Source organism: Streptomyces sp. NPDC050674 (genome assembly GCF_040654575.1).
Classification (GTDB): Bacteria; Actinomycetota; Actinomycetes; order Streptomycetales; family Streptomycetaceae; genus Streptomyces.
On the sequence record NZ_JBFAIG010000019.1, the window covers coordinates 158228 to 177347 of the forward strand.

The 19120-nt window shown below is 70.2% G+C and carries 19 protein-coding genes and 1 pseudogene; 8 read left to right on the forward strand and 12 right to left on the reverse strand.

Features of this window, described 5'->3' with window-relative positions; translation table 11 throughout:
- Nucleotides 1-26: 26 nt before the first annotated feature.
- A pseudogene (locus tag AB0I06_RS28215) lies at nucleotides 27-309 on the reverse strand (TetR family transcriptional regulator); the annotation flags it as partial.
- A gap of 245 nt (nucleotides 310-554) precedes the next feature.
- Between AB0I06_RS28215 and AB0I06_RS28220 the strand changes: the two are divergent.
- Complete coding sequence (locus AB0I06_RS28220) at nucleotides 555-1391, forward strand: AbfB domain-containing protein (RefSeq protein ID WP_363121641.1); 837 nt, start codon at nucleotides 555-557, stop codon at nucleotides 1389-1391.
- Between the two features lie 56 nt (nucleotides 1392-1447).
- Here AB0I06_RS28220 and AB0I06_RS28225 read toward each other — a convergent pair whose 3' ends face one another.
- From AB0I06_RS28225 to AB0I06_RS28260, 8 genes are read right to left on the reverse strand one after another with little or no spacing between them, the layout of a single operon-like run.
- Complete coding sequence (locus tag AB0I06_RS28225) at nucleotides 1448-1780, reverse strand: metal-sulfur cluster assembly factor (protein WP_363121642.1); 333 nt, start codon at nucleotides 1778-1780, stop codon at nucleotides 1448-1450.
- Nucleotides 1777-2247, reverse strand: a complete 471-nt coding sequence (sufU, locus tag AB0I06_RS28230) for a Fe-S cluster assembly sulfur transfer protein SufU (protein ID WP_033310795.1) — start codon at nucleotides 2245-2247, stop codon at nucleotides 1777-1779. Before sufU ends, AB0I06_RS28225 begins: the two co-directional genes overlap by 4 nt.
- A 15-nt stretch (nucleotides 2248-2262) precedes the next feature.
- Nucleotides 2263-3519, reverse strand: a complete 1257-nt coding sequence (locus AB0I06_RS28235; protein ID WP_363121643.1) for a cysteine desulfurase — start codon at nucleotides 3517-3519, stop codon at nucleotides 2263-2265.
- Nucleotides 3516-4280 (reverse strand): Fe-S cluster assembly ATPase SufC, encoded by a 765-nt coding sequence (gene sufC, locus AB0I06_RS28240; protein ID WP_363121644.1) that lies wholly within the window; start codon nucleotides 4278-4280, stop codon nucleotides 3516-3518. The genes AB0I06_RS28235 and sufC overlap by 4 nt, the downstream gene beginning before the upstream one ends.
- A 7-nt stretch (nucleotides 4281-4287) precedes the next feature.
- Entirely contained in the window at nucleotides 4288-4605 is a 318-nt protein-coding gene (locus AB0I06_RS28245) for a non-heme iron oxygenase ferredoxin subunit (RefSeq protein ID WP_020273986.1), read from the reverse strand.
- Nucleotides 4602-5786, reverse strand: a complete 1185-nt coding sequence (gene sufD / locus AB0I06_RS28250; protein ID WP_363121645.1) for a Fe-S cluster assembly protein SufD — start codon at nucleotides 5784-5786, stop codon at nucleotides 4602-4604. The genes AB0I06_RS28245 and sufD overlap by 4 nt, the downstream gene beginning before the upstream one ends.
- A gap of 53 nt (nucleotides 5787-5839) precedes the next feature.
- Entirely contained in the window at nucleotides 5840-7261 is a 1422-nt protein-coding gene (sufB, locus tag AB0I06_RS28255) for a Fe-S cluster assembly protein SufB (RefSeq protein WP_062926168.1), read from the reverse strand.
- Nucleotides 7258-7980, reverse strand: a complete 723-nt coding sequence (locus AB0I06_RS28260) for a MarR family transcriptional regulator (RefSeq protein ID WP_363121646.1) — start codon at nucleotides 7978-7980, stop codon at nucleotides 7258-7260. The genes sufB and AB0I06_RS28260 overlap by 4 nt, the downstream gene beginning before the upstream one ends.
- Before the next feature lie 160 nt (nucleotides 7981-8140).
- Here AB0I06_RS28260 and AB0I06_RS28265 point away from each other — a divergent pair, with 160 nt between their 5' ends.
- The 4 genes from AB0I06_RS28265 to AB0I06_RS28280 are packed head-to-tail and all read left to right on the forward strand — an operon-like array spanning nucleotide 8141 to nucleotide 11743.
- Nucleotides 8141-8935, forward strand: coding sequence for an AAC(3) family N-acetyltransferase (locus tag AB0I06_RS28265; protein ID WP_363121647.1), 795 nt, complete (start codon nucleotides 8141-8143; stop codon nucleotides 8933-8935).
- Between the two features lie 49 nt (nucleotides 8936-8984).
- Nucleotides 8985-9908 (forward strand): ABC transporter ATP-binding protein, encoded by a 924-nt coding sequence (locus AB0I06_RS28270; RefSeq protein ID WP_363121648.1) that lies wholly within the window; start codon nucleotides 8985-8987, stop codon nucleotides 9906-9908.
- Between the two features lie 17 nt (nucleotides 9909-9925).
- A complete protein-coding gene (locus tag AB0I06_RS28275; RefSeq protein WP_363121661.1) occupies nucleotides 9926-10681 on the forward strand; it encodes an ABC transporter permease in 756 nt (251 codons plus the stop codon).
- 54 nt (nucleotides 10682-10735) lie between these two features.
- Nucleotides 10736-11743 (forward strand): COX15/CtaA family protein, encoded by a 1008-nt coding sequence (locus tag AB0I06_RS28280; RefSeq protein ID WP_363121649.1) that lies wholly within the window; start codon nucleotides 10736-10738, stop codon nucleotides 11741-11743.
- On the opposite strand, the gene AB0I06_RS28285 is transcribed toward AB0I06_RS28280, so the two are convergent.
- From AB0I06_RS28285 to AB0I06_RS28295, 3 genes are all read right to left on the reverse strand, one after another.
- The gene (locus AB0I06_RS28285; protein WP_363121650.1) at nucleotides 11740-12846 is read right to left on the reverse strand and encodes an amidohydrolase family protein; all 1107 of its coding nucleotides are present in this window, start codon (nucleotides 12844-12846) and stop codon (nucleotides 11740-11742) included. The genes AB0I06_RS28280 and AB0I06_RS28285 overlap by 4 nt on opposite strands.
- 178 nt (nucleotides 12847-13024) lie before the next feature.
- Nucleotides 13025-13357, reverse strand: a complete 333-nt coding sequence (locus AB0I06_RS28290) for a hypothetical protein (RefSeq protein WP_363121651.1) — start codon at nucleotides 13355-13357, stop codon at nucleotides 13025-13027.
- Between the two features lie 66 nt (nucleotides 13358-13423).
- Entirely contained in the window at nucleotides 13424-14341 is a 918-nt protein-coding gene (locus AB0I06_RS28295) for a heme o synthase (protein ID WP_363121652.1), read from the reverse strand.
- 383 nt (nucleotides 14342-14724) lie between these two features.
- Between AB0I06_RS28295 and tkt the strand changes: the two genes are divergently transcribed.
- The 3 genes from tkt to zwf form a co-directional block, all read left to right on the forward strand.
- The gene (tkt, locus tag AB0I06_RS28300) at nucleotides 14725-16812 is read left to right on the forward strand and encodes a transketolase (protein WP_363121653.1); all 2088 of its coding nucleotides are present in this window, start codon (nucleotides 14725-14727) and stop codon (nucleotides 16810-16812) included.
- Between the two features lie 34 nt (nucleotides 16813-16846).
- A complete protein-coding gene (gene tal / locus AB0I06_RS28305) occupies nucleotides 16847-17965 on the forward strand; it encodes a transaldolase (RefSeq protein WP_363121654.1) in 1119 nt (372 codons plus the stop codon).
- Between the two features lie 4 nt (nucleotides 17966-17969).
- Nucleotides 17970-19120, forward strand: a 1151-nt coding sequence (zwf, locus tag AB0I06_RS28310) for a glucose-6-phosphate dehydrogenase (protein WP_363121656.1), incomplete at its 3' end; no start/stop codon positions are given.

Consider the following 19120-nt stretch of genomic DNA (forward strand, 5'->3'; position numbering starts at 1 on the left):
ACCCCCCAGCAGCACGGACACCCCGTTCACCGGCCCTGTCCACGCGCCCCCGCGAGCACCCGCCCCAGCACCTCGCGCGCGTACTGCTCGTCATACGGCACCCCCGTCAGCAGCACGTGCAGGCAGATGCCGTCGACGACCGCCACCAGGGCCCCGCGCCGTCACCGGATCCGTACGCCGGGACAGCAGCTCGGCGACGCCCTCGGCCCACTCGGCGGCGACGGGCCGCAGGGCGACCACCTTGGCGAAGCCCTCGTCGGCCTGCCGCAGCGCGGCGACCAGCAGTTCGTCGAGGGTCTTGAATTGGTAGTCGTCCGACGCGCGCCGCGGGCCGGGGGGTCTCCAGCGTACGACGCTGCGCGGCCGGGCGCCGGGGTACACAACGCCGGTGCGGCCGTAGGCGGCGAGCCCTTGATCTCGAAGTGAGATCGGAGAGAAACCGCTCTCATAAACGCGTCACAGCCGCCCCACGCGTCCACTACGGTGTCACCGATCACACACCGGGTCACCACAACTGCGCCGCCGTCAAGGGTGCCCCGCCGGAGGAACAGCGCATGGCAGAACAGAAGTCCCGGCCGCCGCAGGACCGCCCCTGGGAAAGCGACTGGGCCCCGGACACCACCCGGGCACCGGGAACGCGACGGCTCTGGCTGGCGGGCGCGCTGGCCCTGGCGACGGTCACCGCGTGCGCCACCGCCATCACCGTGATGAACAGGGAGTCGGGCGAGCCGGAACGCCGGGCGGCGGCGGAGCCGAGCACCCTCAGCAGTTCGGCCCCGGGGGGCCTGATCTCCTTCGCGACACCGTCCGCCGCCGCGGCCGGGAAGCCCGGCGCGGGCCGCGCGCATCCGTCCCCCATCCCCACCACCAGCGCCCCGAGCGCCTCGGCGAGCCCGCAGCCCGCCACGAAGGCCCCGAAGCCGCCCAAGGCGTCCCCGGAACCGTCCAAGCCCCCGAAGGCGCCCGCCTCGCACGGCATCTCCATACGCTCGGTCAACTACCCCGACCGCTACTGGCGGGTGCGCGACGGCTCCGTGCGCCTGGACCAGATCGGCTCGGGCTCCGAGCAGCGCGAGGACGCCACCTTCCGGCGCGTCGCCGGCCTCGCCGACTCCTCCTGCTACTCCTTCGCCACCGCCGACGGCCGCTATCTGCGCCACCGCAGCTTCGTGCTGGTCGCCGACGCGCACGACGGCTCGTCACTGTTCGGCAAGGACGCCACGTTCTGCCCGCACGTCTGGTCCGCGTCGGGCACGATCACGCTGGAGTCGGCGAACTACCCGGGCCGCTTCCTGCGCCACCGCAACTTCCAGCTCCGCCTGGACCCCTACGAGAACAGCCACCTGTTCCACTCGGACTCAGCGTTCCAGCTGGTGGACGGGCTGGGCTGAGCACACGGAAGGGCGGCACCCGCAACGGGTGCCGCCCTTGCGTGCGTCAGTGGATCTCAGACGTTGAACCCGAGAGCCCGCAGCTGCTCGCGCCCGTCGTCCGTGATCTTGTCCGGGCCCCACGGCGGCATCCAGACCCAGTTGATGCGCAGCTCGCTCACAATGCCGTCCGTGGCGGACTTCGCCTGGTCCTCGATGACGTCCGTCAGCGGGCAGGCCGCCGAGGTCAGGGTCATGTCGAGCGTCGCGATGTTCGCGTCGTCGATGTGGATGCCGTAGATCAGGCCGAGGTTGACGACGTCGATGCCCAGCTCGGGGTCGACGACGTCGTACAGCGCCTCACGGACCTCTTCCTCCGAGGCGGGCTTCATCTCAACGGTTTCACTCATGCCGTCGTCTCCTTCTCGGCGTCGGCTCCGCCCAGCACCTGGGCCGTAGCGTCCTTCCAGGCCATCCAGCTCAGCAGGGCGCACTTCACCCGGGCCGGGTACTTGGACACCCCGGCGAACGCGACCGCGTCCTCCAGGATGTCCTCCATCGCGTCGTCGGGTTCGAGCTTCCCCTTGGACTGCATCAGCTCCAGGAAGGTCTCCTGGATCTTCCGCGCGTCGGAGAGGTCCTTGCCGACGAGGAGGTCGTTCAGGACGGACGCGCTCGCCTGGCTGATCGAACAGCCCTGGCCCTCGTACGAGACGTCCTCGATCGTGGTGCCGTCGTACTTCACGCGCAGGGTGATCTCGTCACCGCACGTCGGGTTGACGTGGTGCACCTCGGCGTCGCCATCCCGCAAGCCCCGCCCGTGCGGGTTCTTGTAGTGGTCCAGGATGACTTCCTGGTACATGGAGTCCAGTTTCACCGTTCAGCACGCCCCTCAGCCGAAGAAGTTCCGTACGTGCTCCAGGCCGTCGACCAGCGCGTCGATCTCGGCCGGCGTGGAGTACAGATAGAACGACGCTCGCGTGGTCGCAGGAATTCCGTACCGCAGGCAGACCGGCCGCGCGCAGTGGTGGCCGACCCGGACCGCGATGCCCTGCTCGTCGAGGACCTGGCCCACGTCGTGCGGGTGGATGTCCCCGAGGGTGAAGCTGATCGCCGCGCCGCGCTCCTCGGCCGTGGTGGGGCCGATGATCCGCAGGCCGGGGACCTCCAGCAGCCGCTTGACCGCGTACTCGGTGAGCGCGTGCTCGTGGGCGAGGATCTTGTCCATGCCGATCGAGTCGAGGTAGTCGATCGCCGCGCCGAGGCCGACCGCCTGGGCGATCGGGGGCGTGCCCGCCTCGAACTTGTGGGGCGCGGGGGCGTAGGTCGAGGAGTGCATCGACACCGTCTCGATCATCTCGCCGCCGCCGAGGAACGGAGGCAGGTCCTCCAGCAGCTCCTGGCGGCCCCACAGCACACCGATGCCGGTCGGCGCGCACATCTTGTGGCCGGTGAAGGCCACGAAGTCGGCCTGGAGGGCCTGCACGTCCAGCGGCATGTGCGGGGCGGCCTGGGAGGCGTCGACGCAGACCAGGGCGCCGACCTCCTGGGCGCGGCGCACGATCGCCTCGACCGGGTTCTGGGTGCCGAGGATGTTGGAGACCAGCACGAAGGAGACGATCTTCGTCTTCTCGGTGATGATCTCGTCGATGTTCGACAGGTCCAGGCGGCCGTCGTCGGTGAGGCCGAACCACTTCAGCTTCGCGCCCGTGCGCTGCGCGAGCAGCTGCCACGGCACGATGTTGGAGTGGTGCTCCATCTCCGTGATGACGATCTCGGTCTCGGAGTCCACGCGGTAGGGCTCGTCGGCCCAGCCCAGCATGTTCGCCACGAGGTTGAGCGACTCCGAGGCGTTCTTGGTGAAGATCACCTCGTCGCGCGAGGGCGCGTTGATGAACTCCGCGACCTTGTCGCGCGCGCCCTCGTACAGCGCCGTGGCCTCCTCGGCGAGCACATGCACACCGCGGTGGACGTTGGCGTTGTAGCGCTCGTAGTACTCACTGAGTGCGTCCAGCACCTGACGCGGCTTCTGGCTGGTCGCCGCGTTGTCCAGGTACACGAGCTTCCGCCCGTCGTGGACCTGTCGGTCCAGGATGGGGAAGTCCTTGCGGATCGCCTCGGTGTCGAGGAGGCCCGGCAGCTGTGTCACGCGGATGCGCCACCCTTCGTGTATGCCTCGTACCCCTCGTTCTCCAGCTTGTCGGCGAGCTCGGCGCCGCCGGACTCGACGATCCGGCCGCCGGAGAAGACGTGCACGTGGTCGGGCTTGATGTAGCGCAGGATGCGCGTGTAGTGGGTGATCAGCAGGGTGCCGACCTCGCCCGTCTCGCGGACGCGGTTCACGCCCTCGGACACGACGCGCAGGGCGTCGACGTCCAGGCCGGAGTCGGTCTCGTCGAGGATCGCCATCTTGGGCTTGAGGAGCTCCAGCTGGAGGATCTCGTGGCGCTTCTTCTCACCGCCGGAGAAGCCCTCGTTGACGTTGCGCTCGGCGAAGGAGGGGTCCATGTTGAGGCGCTGCATGGCCTCCTTGACCTCCTTCACCCAGGTGCGCAGCTTGGGGGCCTCGCCGCGCACGGCGGTGGCGGAGGTGCGCAGGAAGTTCGACACGGAGACGCCCGGGACCTCGACCGGGTACTGCATCGCGAGGAACAGGCCGGCGCGGGCGCGCTCGTCGACGGACATCTCCAGGACGTCCTCGCCGTCGAGGGTGACGGTGCCGCCGGTGATCGTGTACTTCGGGTGACCCGCGAGGGAGTAGGCGAGGGTCGACTTGCCCGAGCCGTTGGGGCCCATGATGGCGTGCGTCTCGCCCTGCTTCACGGTGAGGTCGACGCCCTTGAGGATTTCCTTCGTGGCGTTGTCGGCCTCGACGGTGACGTGCAGGTCTCGGATTTCAAGCGTTGCCATGGGTGCCTCAGGACTCCTGGGTGAGGGAGACGAGCACGTCGTCCCCTTCGATCTTTACGGGGTATACGGGGACGGGGCGCGTCGCCGGGAGGGCGTCGGGCTTGCCGGAGCGGAGGTCGAAGCGCGAGCCGTGCAGCCAGCACTCGATGTGGCAGTCGTCGACCTCGCCCTCCGACAGGGAGACGTTCGCGTGCGAGCAGATGTCGTGGATCGCGAACACCTCCCCCTCGGTCTGCACGATGGACACGGGGGTGCCGTCGAGTTCCACCCGCTTGGGGGTGTCCTCCTCCAGCTCGCCCAGTCCACAGGCGCGTACGAAGGTCATGCGACGGCCGCCTCCAGCTCCTCCTCGATCTTGGCGATCAGGCGCTCCTCGATGTCGGGGAGGCCGATCTGCTGGACCAGCTCGGCGAAGAAGCCGCGGACCACCAGACGGCGGGCCTCCTGCTCCGGGATGCCGCGGGCCATGAGGTAGAAGAGCTGCTCGTCGTCGAAGCGGCCGGTCGCGGAGGCGTGGCCGGCGCCGACGATCTCGCCGGTCTCGATCTCGAGGTTCGGTACGGAGTCCACGCGCGCCCCGTCCGTGAGGACCAGGTTGCGGTTCATCTCGTAGGTGTCGGTGCCCTCGGCCTTGGCCTCGATGAGCACGTCGCCGATCCACACCGCGTGCGCGGCGTCGCCCTGGAGGGCGCCCTTGTAGACGACGTTGGACTTGCAGTGCGGGACGTTGTGGTCGACCAGGAGGCGGTGCTCCTGGTGCTGGCCCTGGTCGGTGAGGTACAGGCCGAACAGCTCGGCCTCGCCGCCGGGACCGGCGTACCGCACGCGCGGGTGCAGCCGGACGAGGTCGCCGCCGAAGGTGACGACGACGGACTTGAAGGAGGCGTCGCGGCCGACGAGCGCGTTGTGCTGGGCGACGTGGACGGCCTTCTCGTCCCAGTCCTGCACGGAGACGACGGTGAGCTTGGCGCCGTCGCCCAGGAGGTAGTCGACGTTGGCGGCGAGCACCGCGTCGCCGGTGTGGTCGATGACCACGACGGCTTCGGCGAAGGCGCCCAGTTCGATCACCTGGTGGCCGAAGGCGGTGCCGCCCTCGCCGTGCACCGCGATGCGGATGGGCTCGGTGAGGACGGTCTCCTTGGGGACGGTCACGACCGAGGCCTTCTCGAAGGCCGAGTACGCCTGGGCGGCGACGCGGTCCACCGGGGCGCCGGCCTTGCCGAGCCGCGCGTCGTCGCGGTCCACGGCCTCGACGATGACGCCCTCGGGGGCCTGGACGTCGACCTTCACGCCGTTGCCGGTGGCGACGGCGGTGCCGTCGTGCAGGCCGCGCAGGCGCTCCAGCGGGGTGAAGCGCCACTCCTCCTCGCGGCCGTGCGGGACGGGGAAGTCCGCCACGTCGAAGGACGGCGGCGCGCTCATGCGCGTGGCGACGGTCGATTCGGCCGCGACGGCGATCGAGCCGGCGGTGGTGGAGCCCACCGGGATGTTCTGGGCCTCAGCCATGGCTGTCGTAGTGCTCTCTTTCCTGAGTGGGACGTCTGCTGTCGAGGGGGCGGTCAGCCGACCGCGCCCTCCATCTGCAGCTCGATCAGCCGGTTGAGCTCCAGCGCGTACTCCATGGGGAGTTCCTTGGCGATGGGCTCGACGAAGCCGCGCACGATCATCGCCATCGCCTCGAACTCGCTCAGACCCCGGCTCATCAGGTAGAAGAGCTGGTCCTCGGAGACCTTGGAGACGGTCGCCTCATGCCCCATGGACACGTCGTCCTCGCGGACGTCCACATAGGGGTAGGTGTCGGAGCGGGAGATGGTGTCGACGAGCAGCGCGTCGCACAGCACGTTGGACTTCGAGCCGTGGGCACCCTCGCCGATCTCGACGAGACCGCGGTAGGAGGTGCGGCCGCCGCCGCGCGCCACGGACTTCGACACGATGTTCGACGACGTGTTCGGCGCCATGTGGACCATCTTGGAGCCCGCGTCCTGGTGCTGGCCCTCGCCCGCGAAGGCGATGGACAGCGTCTCGCCCTTGGCGTGCTCGCCCATGAGGTAGACGGCCGGGTACTTCATCGTCACCTTGGAGCCGATGTTGCCGTCGATCCACTCCATGGTCGCGCCCTCGTACGCCACGGCGCGCTTGGTGACCAGGTTGTAGACGTTGTTCGACCAGTTCTGGATGGTCGTGTAGCGGCAGCGGGCGTTCTTCTTGACGATGATCTCGACGACCGCGGAGTGCAGCGAGTCCGACTTGTAGATCGGGGCGGTGCAGCCCTCGACGTAGTGCACGTAGGCACCCTCGTCGACGATGATCAGGGTCCGCTCGAACTGGCCCATGTTCTCGGTGTTGATCCGGAAGTAGGCCTGGAGCGGGATCTCCACGTGCACGCCCGGCGGCACGTAGATGAAGGAGCCGCCCGACCACACGGCGGAGTTCAGCGAGGCGAACTTGTTGTCACCGACGGGGATGACGGTCCCGAAGTACTCCTTGAAGAGCTCCGGGTGCTCCTTCAGCGCGGTGTCGGTGTCGAGGAAGATGACGCCCTGCTCCTCCAGGTCCTCGCGGATCTGGTGGTAGACGACCTCCGACTCGTACTGCGCGGCGACACCGGCGACGAGGCGCTGCTTCTCCGCCTCGGGGATGCCGAGCTTGTCGTACGTGTTCTTGATGTCCTCGGGCAGGTCCTCCCAGGACTCCGCCTGCTTCTCCGTGGAGCGCACGAAGTACTTGATGTTGTCGAAGTCGATGCCGGAGAGGTCCGAGCCCCAGTTCGGCATGGGCTTCTTCTCGAACAGGCGCAGGCCCTTGAGGCGGAGCTTGGTCATCCACTCCGGCTCGTTCTTCTTGGAGGAGATGTCCCGGACGACGTCCTCGTTGATGCCGCGCTTGGCGGAGGCGCCGGCCGTGTCGGAGTCGGCCCAGCCGTACTCGTACTTGCCCAGGCCCTCGAGCTCGGGGTGGGCAGTCTCCGTGGGGAGAGTCATGCGGGGTTCCTCCCGGCCGTGCTTGCAGATGCGTTGTGGGAAATCTTGGGGATGAACGTCGTGCAGACGCCGTCGCCGTGCGCGATGGTGGCGAGCCGCTGGACATGCGTACCGAGCAGCTCGGCGAAAAATTCCGTCTCCGCCTCGCACAGTTGCGGGAACTGCTCGGCGACGTGGGCGACCGGGCAGTGGTGCTGGCAGAGCTGCTCACCCTGCTGGGGGTGGGGCGCGCTGCGCGCCGTAGCAGCGTACCCGTCGGCGCTCAGCGCCTTGGCGAGGGCTTCCGTCCGCTCCTCGGGGGAGGCGGAGGCGACCGCGGCGCGGTAGGCACCGGCCTGTGCGGCGATCCTGGCGCGGGCGAAGGCGGCGATCGCCTCGCTGCCGCCCTCGCGGTCGGCGATCCAGCGCAGGGCGTCCGCCGCGAGCTTGTCGTAGGACTGGTCGAAGGCGTCCCGCCCGCAGTCCGTCAGGGCGAACACCTTGGCGGGCCGGCCGCGGGTCCGCGCGCCGTACACCCGCTGCTCGCGTGCCTCCACGACACCGTCGCCCGTCAGGGCGTCGAGGTGCCGGCGCACGGCCGCATGGGTGAGGCCCAGCCGCTCGGCGAGTTCGGCGACGGTCGAGGGGCCGTGGTCCAGGATGGACCGCGCGACCCGGTTGCGGGTGGACCGCTCCCCGGTCGCCAGCTCCTCGTGGGGTGCCTCGCCGACGTTTTTCACAACGCCATTGTTGCGTAATTCCTCCGGACCGGGCAAGCCGCCCGGTCTCCGCCCAAGGTGCCCTGCGTCACTTAGGCAAACCTAATCTGACCTGCGGAAACGATCTCCGCTTGATCAAACCGGTGGCATGCGGCAGCCGCTTCGGGGACACTCCGAAACCATGCCCACACCCCCTCCGACCGGCCCTCTTGTCACCCGTGAGACGCTCCGGACCCAGCTCGGCGAGCTCGGGGTACGCCCCGGCGAGACGCTGCTCGTGCACTCCTCGCTCCGTTCCCTCGGCTGGGTCAACGGCGGCGCCGTCACGGTGGTGCGGGGCCTGCTCGACGTGCTCGGCCCGCAGGGCACCCTCGTGGTCCCCACCCAGACCGGCGAGCTCTCCGACCCGGCCCTGTGGAGCAATCCGCCCGTGCCCCCTCAGTGGTGGCCGGACATCCGCGCCACCATGCCGGGCTACGACCCGCGGATCACGCCGTCCCGGGGGGTCGGCGTCGTGCCGGAGACCGTGCGCACCTGGCCCGGCGCCCTGCGCAGCGCGCATCCGCAGACCTCGTTCGCGGCGCTCGGCCCGCGCGCGGCGGAGGTGCTCGACGGGCACGCGACCGACTGCCGCCTCGGCGAGCGCAGCCCGCTGGCGAAACTTGAGGCGATGGGCGCCCGCGTCCTGCTGCTCGGGGCCGGCTACGCCTCCTGTACGAGCTTCCACCTGGCCGAGTACCGCATCCCGTCCCCGCGGGTCGTGGTGGGCCGGCCCGGTCCCGACGGCTGGGAGACCGTGACCGAGGTGTCGATCGACTCGGACCGTTTCGACGAGCTGGGCTACGACTTCGAGCGGGACCGTCCCGTCGTCCGGGGCAAGGTCGGCGCGGCCGAGGCGCGGCTGTTCCCGGTGGCGGACGCGGTGGCCTACGCCGAGCGGTGGCTCGCGGTCCACCGGCCGCGCGAGGAGGAGTAGCCGCACCCCCCGGTCCGGGCCGCCGCGCGCGTACCTAGACTCTGGACCCATGCGAAGTGAGCCCGTGGTCCAGGTCCAGGCCCTGGTGAAGCGGTACGGCCCGAAGACCGCGGTGGACGGGCTCGACCTGGTGGCCCGGGCGGGTGTGACCGCCGTGCTCGGCCCCAACGGGGCGGGCAAGACGACCACGGTCGAGACCTGCGAGGGGTACCGCGAGCCGGACTCCGGCACGGTGCGCGTCCTGGGCCTCGACCCGGTCGGGGACGCCTCCGCCCTGCGGCCCCGCATCGGCGTGATGCTCCAGTCCGGCGGCGTCTACTCGGGCTCCCGTGCCGACGAGATGCTGCGGCACGTGGCCAGGCTGCACGCGCATCCGCTGGACGTGGGCGCGCTGATCGAACGGCTGGGGCTCGGCTCCTGCGGCCGTACGACGTACCGGCGGCTGTCGGGCGGGCAGCAGCAGCGCCTCGCGCTGGCCATGGCCGTGGTCGGGCGTCCCGAACTGGTCTTCCTGGACGAGCCGACCGCCGGGCTCGACCCGCAGGCCCGCCACGCCACCTGGGACCTGGTGCGGGACCTGCGCGCCGACGGCGTCTCGGTGATCCTCACCACCCACTACATGGACGAGGCCGAGCAGCTCGCCGACGACGTGGCGATCATCGACGCGGGCCGGGTCATCGCCCAGGGCTCCCCGGAGGAGCTGTGCCGGGGCGGCGCCGAGAACACGCTGCGTTTCTCGGGCCGGCCGGGCCTGGACGTGGGCTCACTGCTGAAGGCCCTGCCCGCCGACTGCTCGGCCGCCGAGCTGACCCCGGGTTCCTACCGGGTCACCGGCAAGGTCGACCCGCAGCTGCTCGCGACGGTCACCTCCTGGTGTGCCCAGCACGGCGTGATGCCGGAGAGGATCTCCGTGGAGCGGCACACCCTCGAAGACGTCTTCCTGGAGCTGACCGGCAAGGAGCTGCGCTCGTGACCGCCACCGGCACGGGGATGTACACGCCGAAGCCCGGCGCGGCGCCCCTCCCCCGCATGATCGCGGCCCAGGCCGCGCTCGAGACGAAGATGCTGCTGCGCAACGGCGAGCAGCTGCTGCTGACGGTCGTGATCCCGGCCCTGCTGCTGGCCCTGTTCAGCACCGTGGACATCGTGGACACCGGCTCCGGCGAAGCGGTCGACTTCCTCGCGCCGGGCGTCCTCGCGCTTGCCGTGATGTCGACGGCGTTCACGGGCCAGGCCATCGCGACCGGTTTCGAGCGCCGCTACGGCGTGCTGAAGCGGCTGGCCGTCTCGCCCCTGCCCCGCTGGGGCCTGATGACGGCGAAGACCCTGTCCGTGCTGGTCACCGAGGTGCTCCAGGTGATCCTGCTGACGGCGATCGCCTTCGCGCTGGGCTGGTCGCCGCACGGCAACCCGTTCGCCGTGCTGCTGCTCCTGGTCCTCGGCACGGCGGCCTTCTCGGGCCTCGGCCTGCTGATGGCCGGGACGCTGAAGGCCGAGGCGACCCTGGCCGCGGCCAACCTGGTGTTCCTGCTGCTGCTCGTCGGCGGCGGGGTCGTCGTGCCGCTCGACAAGTTCCCCGCCGCCGCGCAGGACGTGCTGGGCCTGCTGCCCATCGCGGCCCTGTCCGACGGGCTGCGGGACGTGCTCCAGCACGGCGCCGGGATGCCCTGGGGGGACCTGGGGATCCTGGCCGTCTGGGCGGTCGCGGGGCTGGCGGCGGCCGGGACGTTCTTCCGCTGGGAGTAGGGACGGTGTCCTGTGACGGACCCTCGTGAAAGTGTGCACAAGCGGCGGCCTACGATGGTGGGCGTGCCACACCTGACCCGCGCCGACGCCCAGGCCGCCCTGCGCAACCCGCTCGCCTTCATCGCCGAGCGCTGGACCCCACACCCCCGGACGGTCCGGCGCGCGGCTCTCTCCGCGCTCCTGATGTCGGTGATCATCGTCGTCACCGGCGGCGCCGTCCGGCTGACCGGCTCGGGCCTGGGCTGCCCGACCTGGCCCAAGTGCACCGACGACTCGCTCACCGCCACCAGCGCGATGGGCTTCCACGGCGCCATCGAGTTCGGCAACCGCATGCTGACGTACGTGCTGTGCGCGGCCGTCGGCTGGGCGATCATCGCCGCGCGCTCGCAGAAGCCGTACCGGCGGGGTCTGGTCCGGCTGGGCTGGGCGCAGTTCTGGATCGTGATGAGCAACGCGATCCTCGGCGGCATCGTGGTGCTGGTCGGTCTGAACCCGTACACGGTCGCGGCCCACTTCGTCGCGACGTCCGCGCTCATCGCGGTGGCCACGGTGATGTGGCAGCGCACCCGGGAGGGCGACGGGGCGGCGCGACCGCTGGTCGGCAAGGCCGTGCAGCAGCTGGTGTGGTTCCTGGTCGCGGCGGCCGTCCTGCTCATCCTGGTCGGCACGGTCGTCACCGGCGCGGGCCCGCACGCGGGCGACTCCAGCGAGGTCGAGCGGATGCCGGTCGACTGGGAGACGGTGAGCAAGCTGCACGCCGTGCTGGCGTGGATCGTGGTGACGCTGACGTTCGCCCTGTGGTTCGTCCTCAAGGCGGTCGACGCGCCCAGGAACCCGCTGAACCGCACCCGCGAGCTGTTCCTGATCCTGCTCGCGCAGGGCGTCATCGGGTACGTGCAGTACTTCACGGACCTGCCCGAGGTGCTGGTCGGCCTGCACATGCTGGGCTCGGCCGCGATGTGGATCTGGGTGCTGCGGGTGGTGCTGTCCCTGCGCGAACGCTCGGAGCCGGCCGCGGACGTGCCCGGCCCGGCCGCCGAGGCGAGCCTGACCAAGGCCTAGCCGAGCCCGTAGACCCGGCGCGCGTTCCCCGACGCGAGCATGGTCGCCACCCGCTGGGCGTCGGTCAGGGACCACGCTCCCTCGGCGACCCAGGTGCCGAGCACCCGTCCCAGGGCCTCGCGGAAGAGCCGGGCGCCCACCACGTGCAGCTCGGGCAGCCCCTGCGCGCCGGTGGAGAACAGGATCTTGCCGAACGGCGCCAGCTCCAGGATCTCCGCGAGGACGGTCGCGGCCCGCGCGCCCGTGCGGACCAGGGCGGCGCCGCAGTCGACGTGGACGTGCGGGAAGACACCGGCGAGATGCGCGGCGTGCCGGTGGTACGGGTAGCCGTGCAGCAGGACGAGGTCCGTGCCCAGACCGGCCGTGGCCCGTACGAAGTCCGTCAGCAGCACCGGGTCCGTACGGTCGATCCGCAGGCCGGGGCCGCCCAGCCCCGCGTGCAGCTGGAGCGGCAGCCCCGAGGCGACCGCGCTCCACAGCAGATGCCGCAGCAGCACCGGATCGCTCAGCTCCCCGCCGACGCCGCGCCCGGCGAGCCAGCGGCCGGCCGCCCCGCGCACCTCGCCCGGCCCGGGTGGCTCCGGCGCGAGGGCGAGGCCGTGCCGTACGCCCGCGACCGAGGTGAAGGCGACGGCGTGCGCGGCGGCCGCGTGCACCGATTCGGCGAGGTTGGCGAGGAAGGACTCGACGGTTCCGGAGGTGTCGGCGACCTGCTCGGCGAGGAGCTCCAGGCGTACGATCTCGCGGGCCTCGGCGGCTCCGGCGGAGGCCAGCTCGCCGGGTTCCGTCAGGTCTCCGGGCAGGCCCGTGTCGACCAGGTACGTGGTGATGCCGCTGCCGCGCAGCAGCCGGCGGCCGGACTCCCAGACGCCCAGTTCGCGGCGTCGGGCCAGGTAGTGGGCGGGCGTGCAGTGCGGTTCGAGGCCGAGCAGGGGAGGGCACCAGCGCCTGACCGCGAAGCCGGTCTGGGTGTCGAAGAGGGTGGTGCCGGGAGCGGGCGGGCCCTCGGTGTGGCTGAGGTGGGCCTCGAAGGTGCCGAGGCCCAGCTCCGTGCGCAGCACTCCGTGGCAATACTGGTCCACCAGTGACGGCGTTTCGATCATCCGGGCCTCCCGGTGTGGACCCTGTTGCTCTTACGGGTCCTAACGGGTGAACCGGGTGTGAGGTCGCGGCCCCGGGGTGGGCGGCCGGTGTCGTGGGGCGAGTGCGGACCGGATGTGGCTGGTCGCGCCCACGCGGCGGAGCCGCACATCGGTACAGCCCCGCGCCCCTAAAAGCGGGTCAGTCGTTCTTGGGGCCGCCCACCTGGATTCCGGCCATGCGGGACCACTCGTAGCGGCCCGTCTTGACCTTCGCGGCGAATTCGCCGTCGAAGGTCTCGTGGCGGGTGATGCCCGACTTCTCCACGGCCTTCTCGGCGATCTCGTAGGAGGGGGCGACCAGGTCGCCCCAGGTGCCGTCCTCGCCGACCAGGACGATGCGGGCGCCGCGCTCGCCGAGGTAGGCGACCTGGCCCTCGGCGCCGCCGTGGGCCTTGGAGAAGGAGCTGATCTGCTGGGCCAGCCGGGCGGCCTTGCGCTCGGCCTTGGGGTCTGCCTGCTGCGTCTCTGCCATGACCAGGATGCTACTCACGAGTAGATCGACTCGCGAGGGCGGGGCGGTGTGACGTACGTCGGGGTGTCAGCGCAGGAACGGGTCGACCGCGACCGCGACGAAGAGCAGCGAGACGTAGGTGATCGACCAGTGGAACAGCCGCATCTCCTTCAGCTTCGCGCCCGTCACCTCCGCCTTCGCGCGGTTCTGAAGACCGTGCGCCTCCCAGAGCCAGAAGCCGCCCGCCAGCAGCGCGACCGACGTGTAGAACCAGCCGGTGTAGCCGAGCGGGGTCAGCAGCAGCGAGACGGCGACCATGACCCAGCTGTAGATGACGATCTGCTTGGCGACCACCTTGTTGGAGGCGACCACCGGCAGCATGGGCACGCCCACGCGCGCGTAGTCCTCCTTGACCTTCATGGACAGCGGCCAGTAGTGCGGCGGCGTCCAGAAGAACATGACCATGAAGAGGATGACGGGCGCCCACGACATCGAGTTCGTGACCGAGGACCAGCCGATCAGCACCGGCAGGCAGCCGGCGATGCCGCCCCACACGATGTTCTGCGAGGTACGGCGCTTGAGGATCATCGTGTAGACGACCACGTAGAACAGGAGCGCGCCGAGCGCGAGCCAGGCGCTCAGCCAGTTCACGGTGAGGCCGAACAGCAGCGTCGAGGCGATCGCCAGCGTGATGCCGAAGGCGAGGCACTCGCGCGGGCTGACCATGCCGGTCACCAGCGGGCGCTGCGAGGTGCGGTCCATCAGCGCGTCGATGTCGCGGTCGATGTACATGTTGAGCGCGTTGGCGCCGCCCGCGGACATGTAACCGCCCAGGCACGTCAGCAGCACCAGCGTCAGGTCGGGCACGCCCTGCTGCGCCAGGAACATCACCGGCACCGTCGTGATCAGCAGCAGTTCGATGATCCGCGGCTTGGTGAGAGCCACGAATGCCATGACACGGGCCCCGAGCGGCCGGTGAGCCGGGCTCTGGTCCGTCCCGGTCATCCCCGCTGGACGGGATTCAACGGCCGTCACGCACACCCCTACAGAGACATCCCAGCAAGCCTCACCCCTGTGAAGTCCCGGTAAAGGCTCGCGCGTACCACGCCACTTTAGACGTTGCCCAGACTCGGACATTCGCGGGGGTCGGCTCGTGTTGGCGGACACCTTCCGACGGGCGCCCCGAAGCTCGATTGAGCACCCGGATGAGCGGCTCCGTATTCACCTGTCGAATGCGGTACGGCCCAGTCAGGAGGCGGATCGCCATCAGCCCCGGCACTCTGGAGTGACTCGGAAAAACGCACGTCCCACGGGGGTAGGCTCGGCTGCGGCCGGTGGGCGCCCCGATACACCGGCATCCGACATGTGGAGAGGAGCCCTGACCCAGGGTGAGCACCAAGCCGACCACCACAGACCTCGAGTGGACCGAGTTGGACCAGCGGTCCGTCGACACCGCGCGTGTCCTGGCCGCCGATGCCGTACAGAAGGTCGGTAACGGCCATCCGGGTACGGCGATGAGCCTGGCGCCTGCCGCCTACACCCTCTTCCAGAAGGTGATGCGGCACGACCCGGCGGACGCCGACTGGGTCGGGCGGGACCGCTTCGTGCTGTCCGCCGGCCACTCGTCCCTGACCCTCTACACCCAGCTGTACCTGGCCGGCTTCGGCCTGGAGCTGGACGACCTGAAGTCCTTCCGCACCTGGGGCTCGAAGACCCCCGGTCACCCCGAGTACGGGCACACGACCGGCGTGGAGACGACGACCGGCCCGCTGGGGCAGGGTGTCGCCAACGCGGTGGGCATGGCGATGGCCGCCCGCTACGAGCGCGGCCTGTTCGACCCGGAGGCCGCCGAGGGCGAGTCGCCGTTCGACCACTTCGTCTACTGCATCGCCGGTGACGGCTGCCTCCAGGAGGGCATCTCCGCCGAGGCGTCCTCCCTCGCGGGCCACCAGAAGCTCGGCAACCTGATCCTGCTGTGGGACGACAACCACATCTCGATCGAGGGCGACACCGAGACGGCCGTCTCCGAGGACACCGTGAAGCGGTACGAGGCCTACGGCTGGCACGTGCAGCGTGTGGAGCCGAAGGCCGACGGCGACCTGGACCCGGCCGCGATCTACGAGGCGATCCAGAAGGCCCAGGCCGTCACGGACCGGCCCTCGTTCATCGCGATGCGCTCGATCATCGCCTGGCCCGCCCCGAACGCGCAGAACACCGAGGCCGCGCACGGCTCGGCGCTCGGCGACGACGAGGTCGCGGCCACCAAGCGCGTGCTGGGCTTCGACCCGGAGCAGTCCTTCGAGGTCTCCGACGAGGTCATCGAGCACACCCGCAAGGCGCTGGAGCGGGGCAAGGCGGCCCGCGCGGTGTGGGACAAGGCGTACCAGCAGTGGCGGGACAACAACCCCGAGCGCGCCGCCGAGTACGACCGCATCGCCAAGGGTGAGCTGCCCAAGGGCTGGGAGGACAAGATCCCGGTCTTCGAGACCGGCAAGGGCGTGGCCACGCGTGCCGCCTCCGGCAAGGTCCTCCAGGCGCTCGGCGCGGTCATCCCCGAGCTGTGGGGCGGTTCGGCCGACCTGGCCGGCTCCAACAACACCACGATCGACAAGACCAGCTCCTTCCTCCCGGCGGACAACCCGCTGCCGGAGGCGGACCCGTACGGCCGCACGATCCACTTCGGCATCCGCGAGCACGCGATGGCCGCCGAGATGAACGGCATCGCGCTGCACGGCAACACCCGGATCTACGGCGGCACCTTCCTGGTGTTCTCCGACTACATGCGCAACGCGGTGCGGCTGTCGGCGCTGATGCACCTGCCGGTGACGTACGTGTGGACGCACGACTCGATCGGCCTGGGCGAGGACGGCCCGACGCACCAGCCGGTCGAGCACCTGGCGTCGCTGCGCGCCATCCCCGGTCTGAACGTCGTGCGCCCGGCGGACGCCAACGAGACCGCGATCGCCTGGCGCGAGATCCTGGGGCGCTGGACGAAGGAGTTCGGCAAGGGCCAGCCGCACGGTCTGGCGCTGACCCGGCAGGGTGTGCCCACCTACGAGCCCAACGAGGACGCCGCCAAGGGCGGTTACGTCCTGTTCGAGGCCGAAGGCGGCGAGCCCGAGGTCATCCTGATCGCCACCGGCTCGGAGGTGCACGTCGCCGTCGAGGCGCGCGAGCAGCTCCAGGGCGCCGGCGTGCCCACGCGAGTGGTGTCCATGCCGTCGGTGGAGTGGTTCGAGCAGCAGGACCAGGGGTACCGGGACAGCGTCCTGCCGCCGTCCGTCCGGGCCCGTGTCGCGGTGGAGGCCGGAATCGGCCTCACCTGGCACAAGTACGTGGGGGACGCCGGCCGCATCGTTTCCCTGGAGCACTTCGGTGCTTCGGCCGACGGCAAGGTGCTCTTCCGCGAGTTCGGCTTCACTGCCGAGAACGTGGCCGCCGCCGCGCGGGAATCGATCGCCGCAGCCCAGCGCTGACGCTCATATACGACACGTAGGAGATGGAATTTCCATGACAGACGCACTCAAGCGCCTCTCCGAGGAAGGCGTGGCGATCTGGCTGGACGACCTGTCGCGCAAGCGGATCACGTCCGGCAACCTCGCCGAGCTGATCGACCAGCAGCACGTCGTGGGCGTCACCACCAACCCGTCGATCTTCCAGAAGGCGATCTCGCAGGGTGACGGCTACGACACCCAGCTGACCGACCTCGCCGCCCGCGAGGTCACGGTCGAAGAGGCCATCCGCATGATCACGACGGCGGACGTCCGTGACGCCGCCGACGTCCTGCGTCCGGTCTTCGACGCCAGTGGCGGCAAGGACGGCCGGGTCTCGATCGAGGTCGACCCCCGCCTGGCGCACAACACGCGGGCGACGGTCGCCGAGGCCAAGCAGCTCGCCTGGCTGGTGGACCGGCCCAACACGCTCATCAAGATCCCGGCGACCGAGGCGGGCATCCCGGCCATCGCCGAGACCATCGGCCTGGGCATCAGCGTCAACGTCACGCTGATCTTCTCGCTGGAGCGCTACCGCCTGGTCATGGACGCGTTCCTGGAGGGCCTGGAGAAGGCCAAGGAGCGCGGCCTGGACCTGTCGCAGATCCACTCCGTGGCGTCGTTCTTCGTGTCCCGCGTGGACACCGAGATCGACAAGCGGATCGACGCCCTGGGCACCGACGAGGCCAAGGCGCTGCGCGGCAAGGCCGCCGTCGCCAACGCCCGCCTCGCCTACCAGGCGTACGAGGAGGTCTTCTCCTCGGACCGCTGGAACGCCCTGGAGAAGGCCGGCGCCAACAAGCAGCGTCCGCTGTGGGCGTCGACCGGCGTGAAGGACAAGGCGTACAGCGACACCATGTACGTCACCGACCTGGTCGCTCCGAACACGGTGAACACCATGCCGGAGGCGACCCTGTTCGCCACCGAGGACCACGGCGAGATCACCGGCAACACCGTCGCCGGCACCTACGAGCAGGCCCGCGCCGACCTGGACGCGGTCGAGAAGCTCGGGATCAAGTACGACGACGTGGTCCGGCTCCTGGAGGAGGAGGGCGTCGAGAAGTTCGAGGCGTCCTGGAACGACCTGCTGAAGTCGACCGAGGCCGAGCTGAAGCGCCTCGCCCCCTCGGAGGGCTGAACAGGTGTCGAGCAGCAACCCGCTGCGTGACCCCGCGGACCGACGGCTCCCGCGTATCGCGGGGCCGTCGGGCCTGGTCATCTTCGGCGTCACGGGCGACCTGTCCCGCAAGAAGCTCATGCCCGCCGTGTACGACCTCGCCAACCGGGGTCTGCTGCCGCCGGGCTTCTCGCTGGTGGGCTTCGCCCGCCGCGAGTGGGCGCACGAGGACTTCGCGCAGGAGGTCCACGACGCGGTCAAGGAGCATGCCCGCACGCCCTTCCGCGAGGAGGTCTGGCAGCAGCTCATCCAGGGCATGCGCTTCGTGCAGGGCACCTTCGACGACGACGACGCGTTCGAGCGGCTGCGTTCCACGATCGAGGAACTCGACAAGGCACAGGGCACGGGCGGCAACTTCGCCTTCTACCTGTCGGTGCCGCCGTCGGCCTTCCCCGTGGTCATCCAGCAGCTGAAGAAGCACCAGCTGGCCGACCAGACGGGCGGCTCCTGGCGGCGCGCGGTGATCGAGAAGCCGTTCGGCCACAACCTCGCCTCGGCCGAGGAGCTCAACAAGGTCGTCCACGAGGTCTTCGCCCCGGAGCAGGTCTTCCGCATCGACCACTACCTGGGCAAGGAGACCGTCCAGAACATCCTGGCGCTGCGCTTCGCCAACACCATGTTCGAGCCGATCTGGAACCGGTCCTTCGTGGACCACGTGCAGATCACCATGGCCGAGGACATCGGCATCGGCGGCCGGGCCGGCTACTACGACGGCATCGGCGCCGCCCGTGACGTCATCCAGAACCACCTGCTCCAGCTCATGGCCCTGACGGCCATGGAGGAGCCCGCCTCTTTCGACGCGGACGCGCTGGCCGCCGAGAAGACCAAGGTGCTCGGCGCCGTGCGGCTGCCGAAGGACATGGGCCGGGACACCGTGCGCGGGCAGTACTCCGCGGGCTGGCAGGGCGGCGCGAAGGTGATCGGCTACCTCGACGAGGACGGCATCGACGGCTCGTCGAAGACCGACACGTACGCGGCGGTGAAGCTGGAGATCGACAACCGCCGCTGGGCGGGCGTCCCCTTCTACCTGCGCACCGGCAAGCGGCTGGGCCGCCGGGTGACGGAGATCGCGGTCGTCTTCCAGCGGGCCCCGCACTCCCCCTTCGACTCCACCGC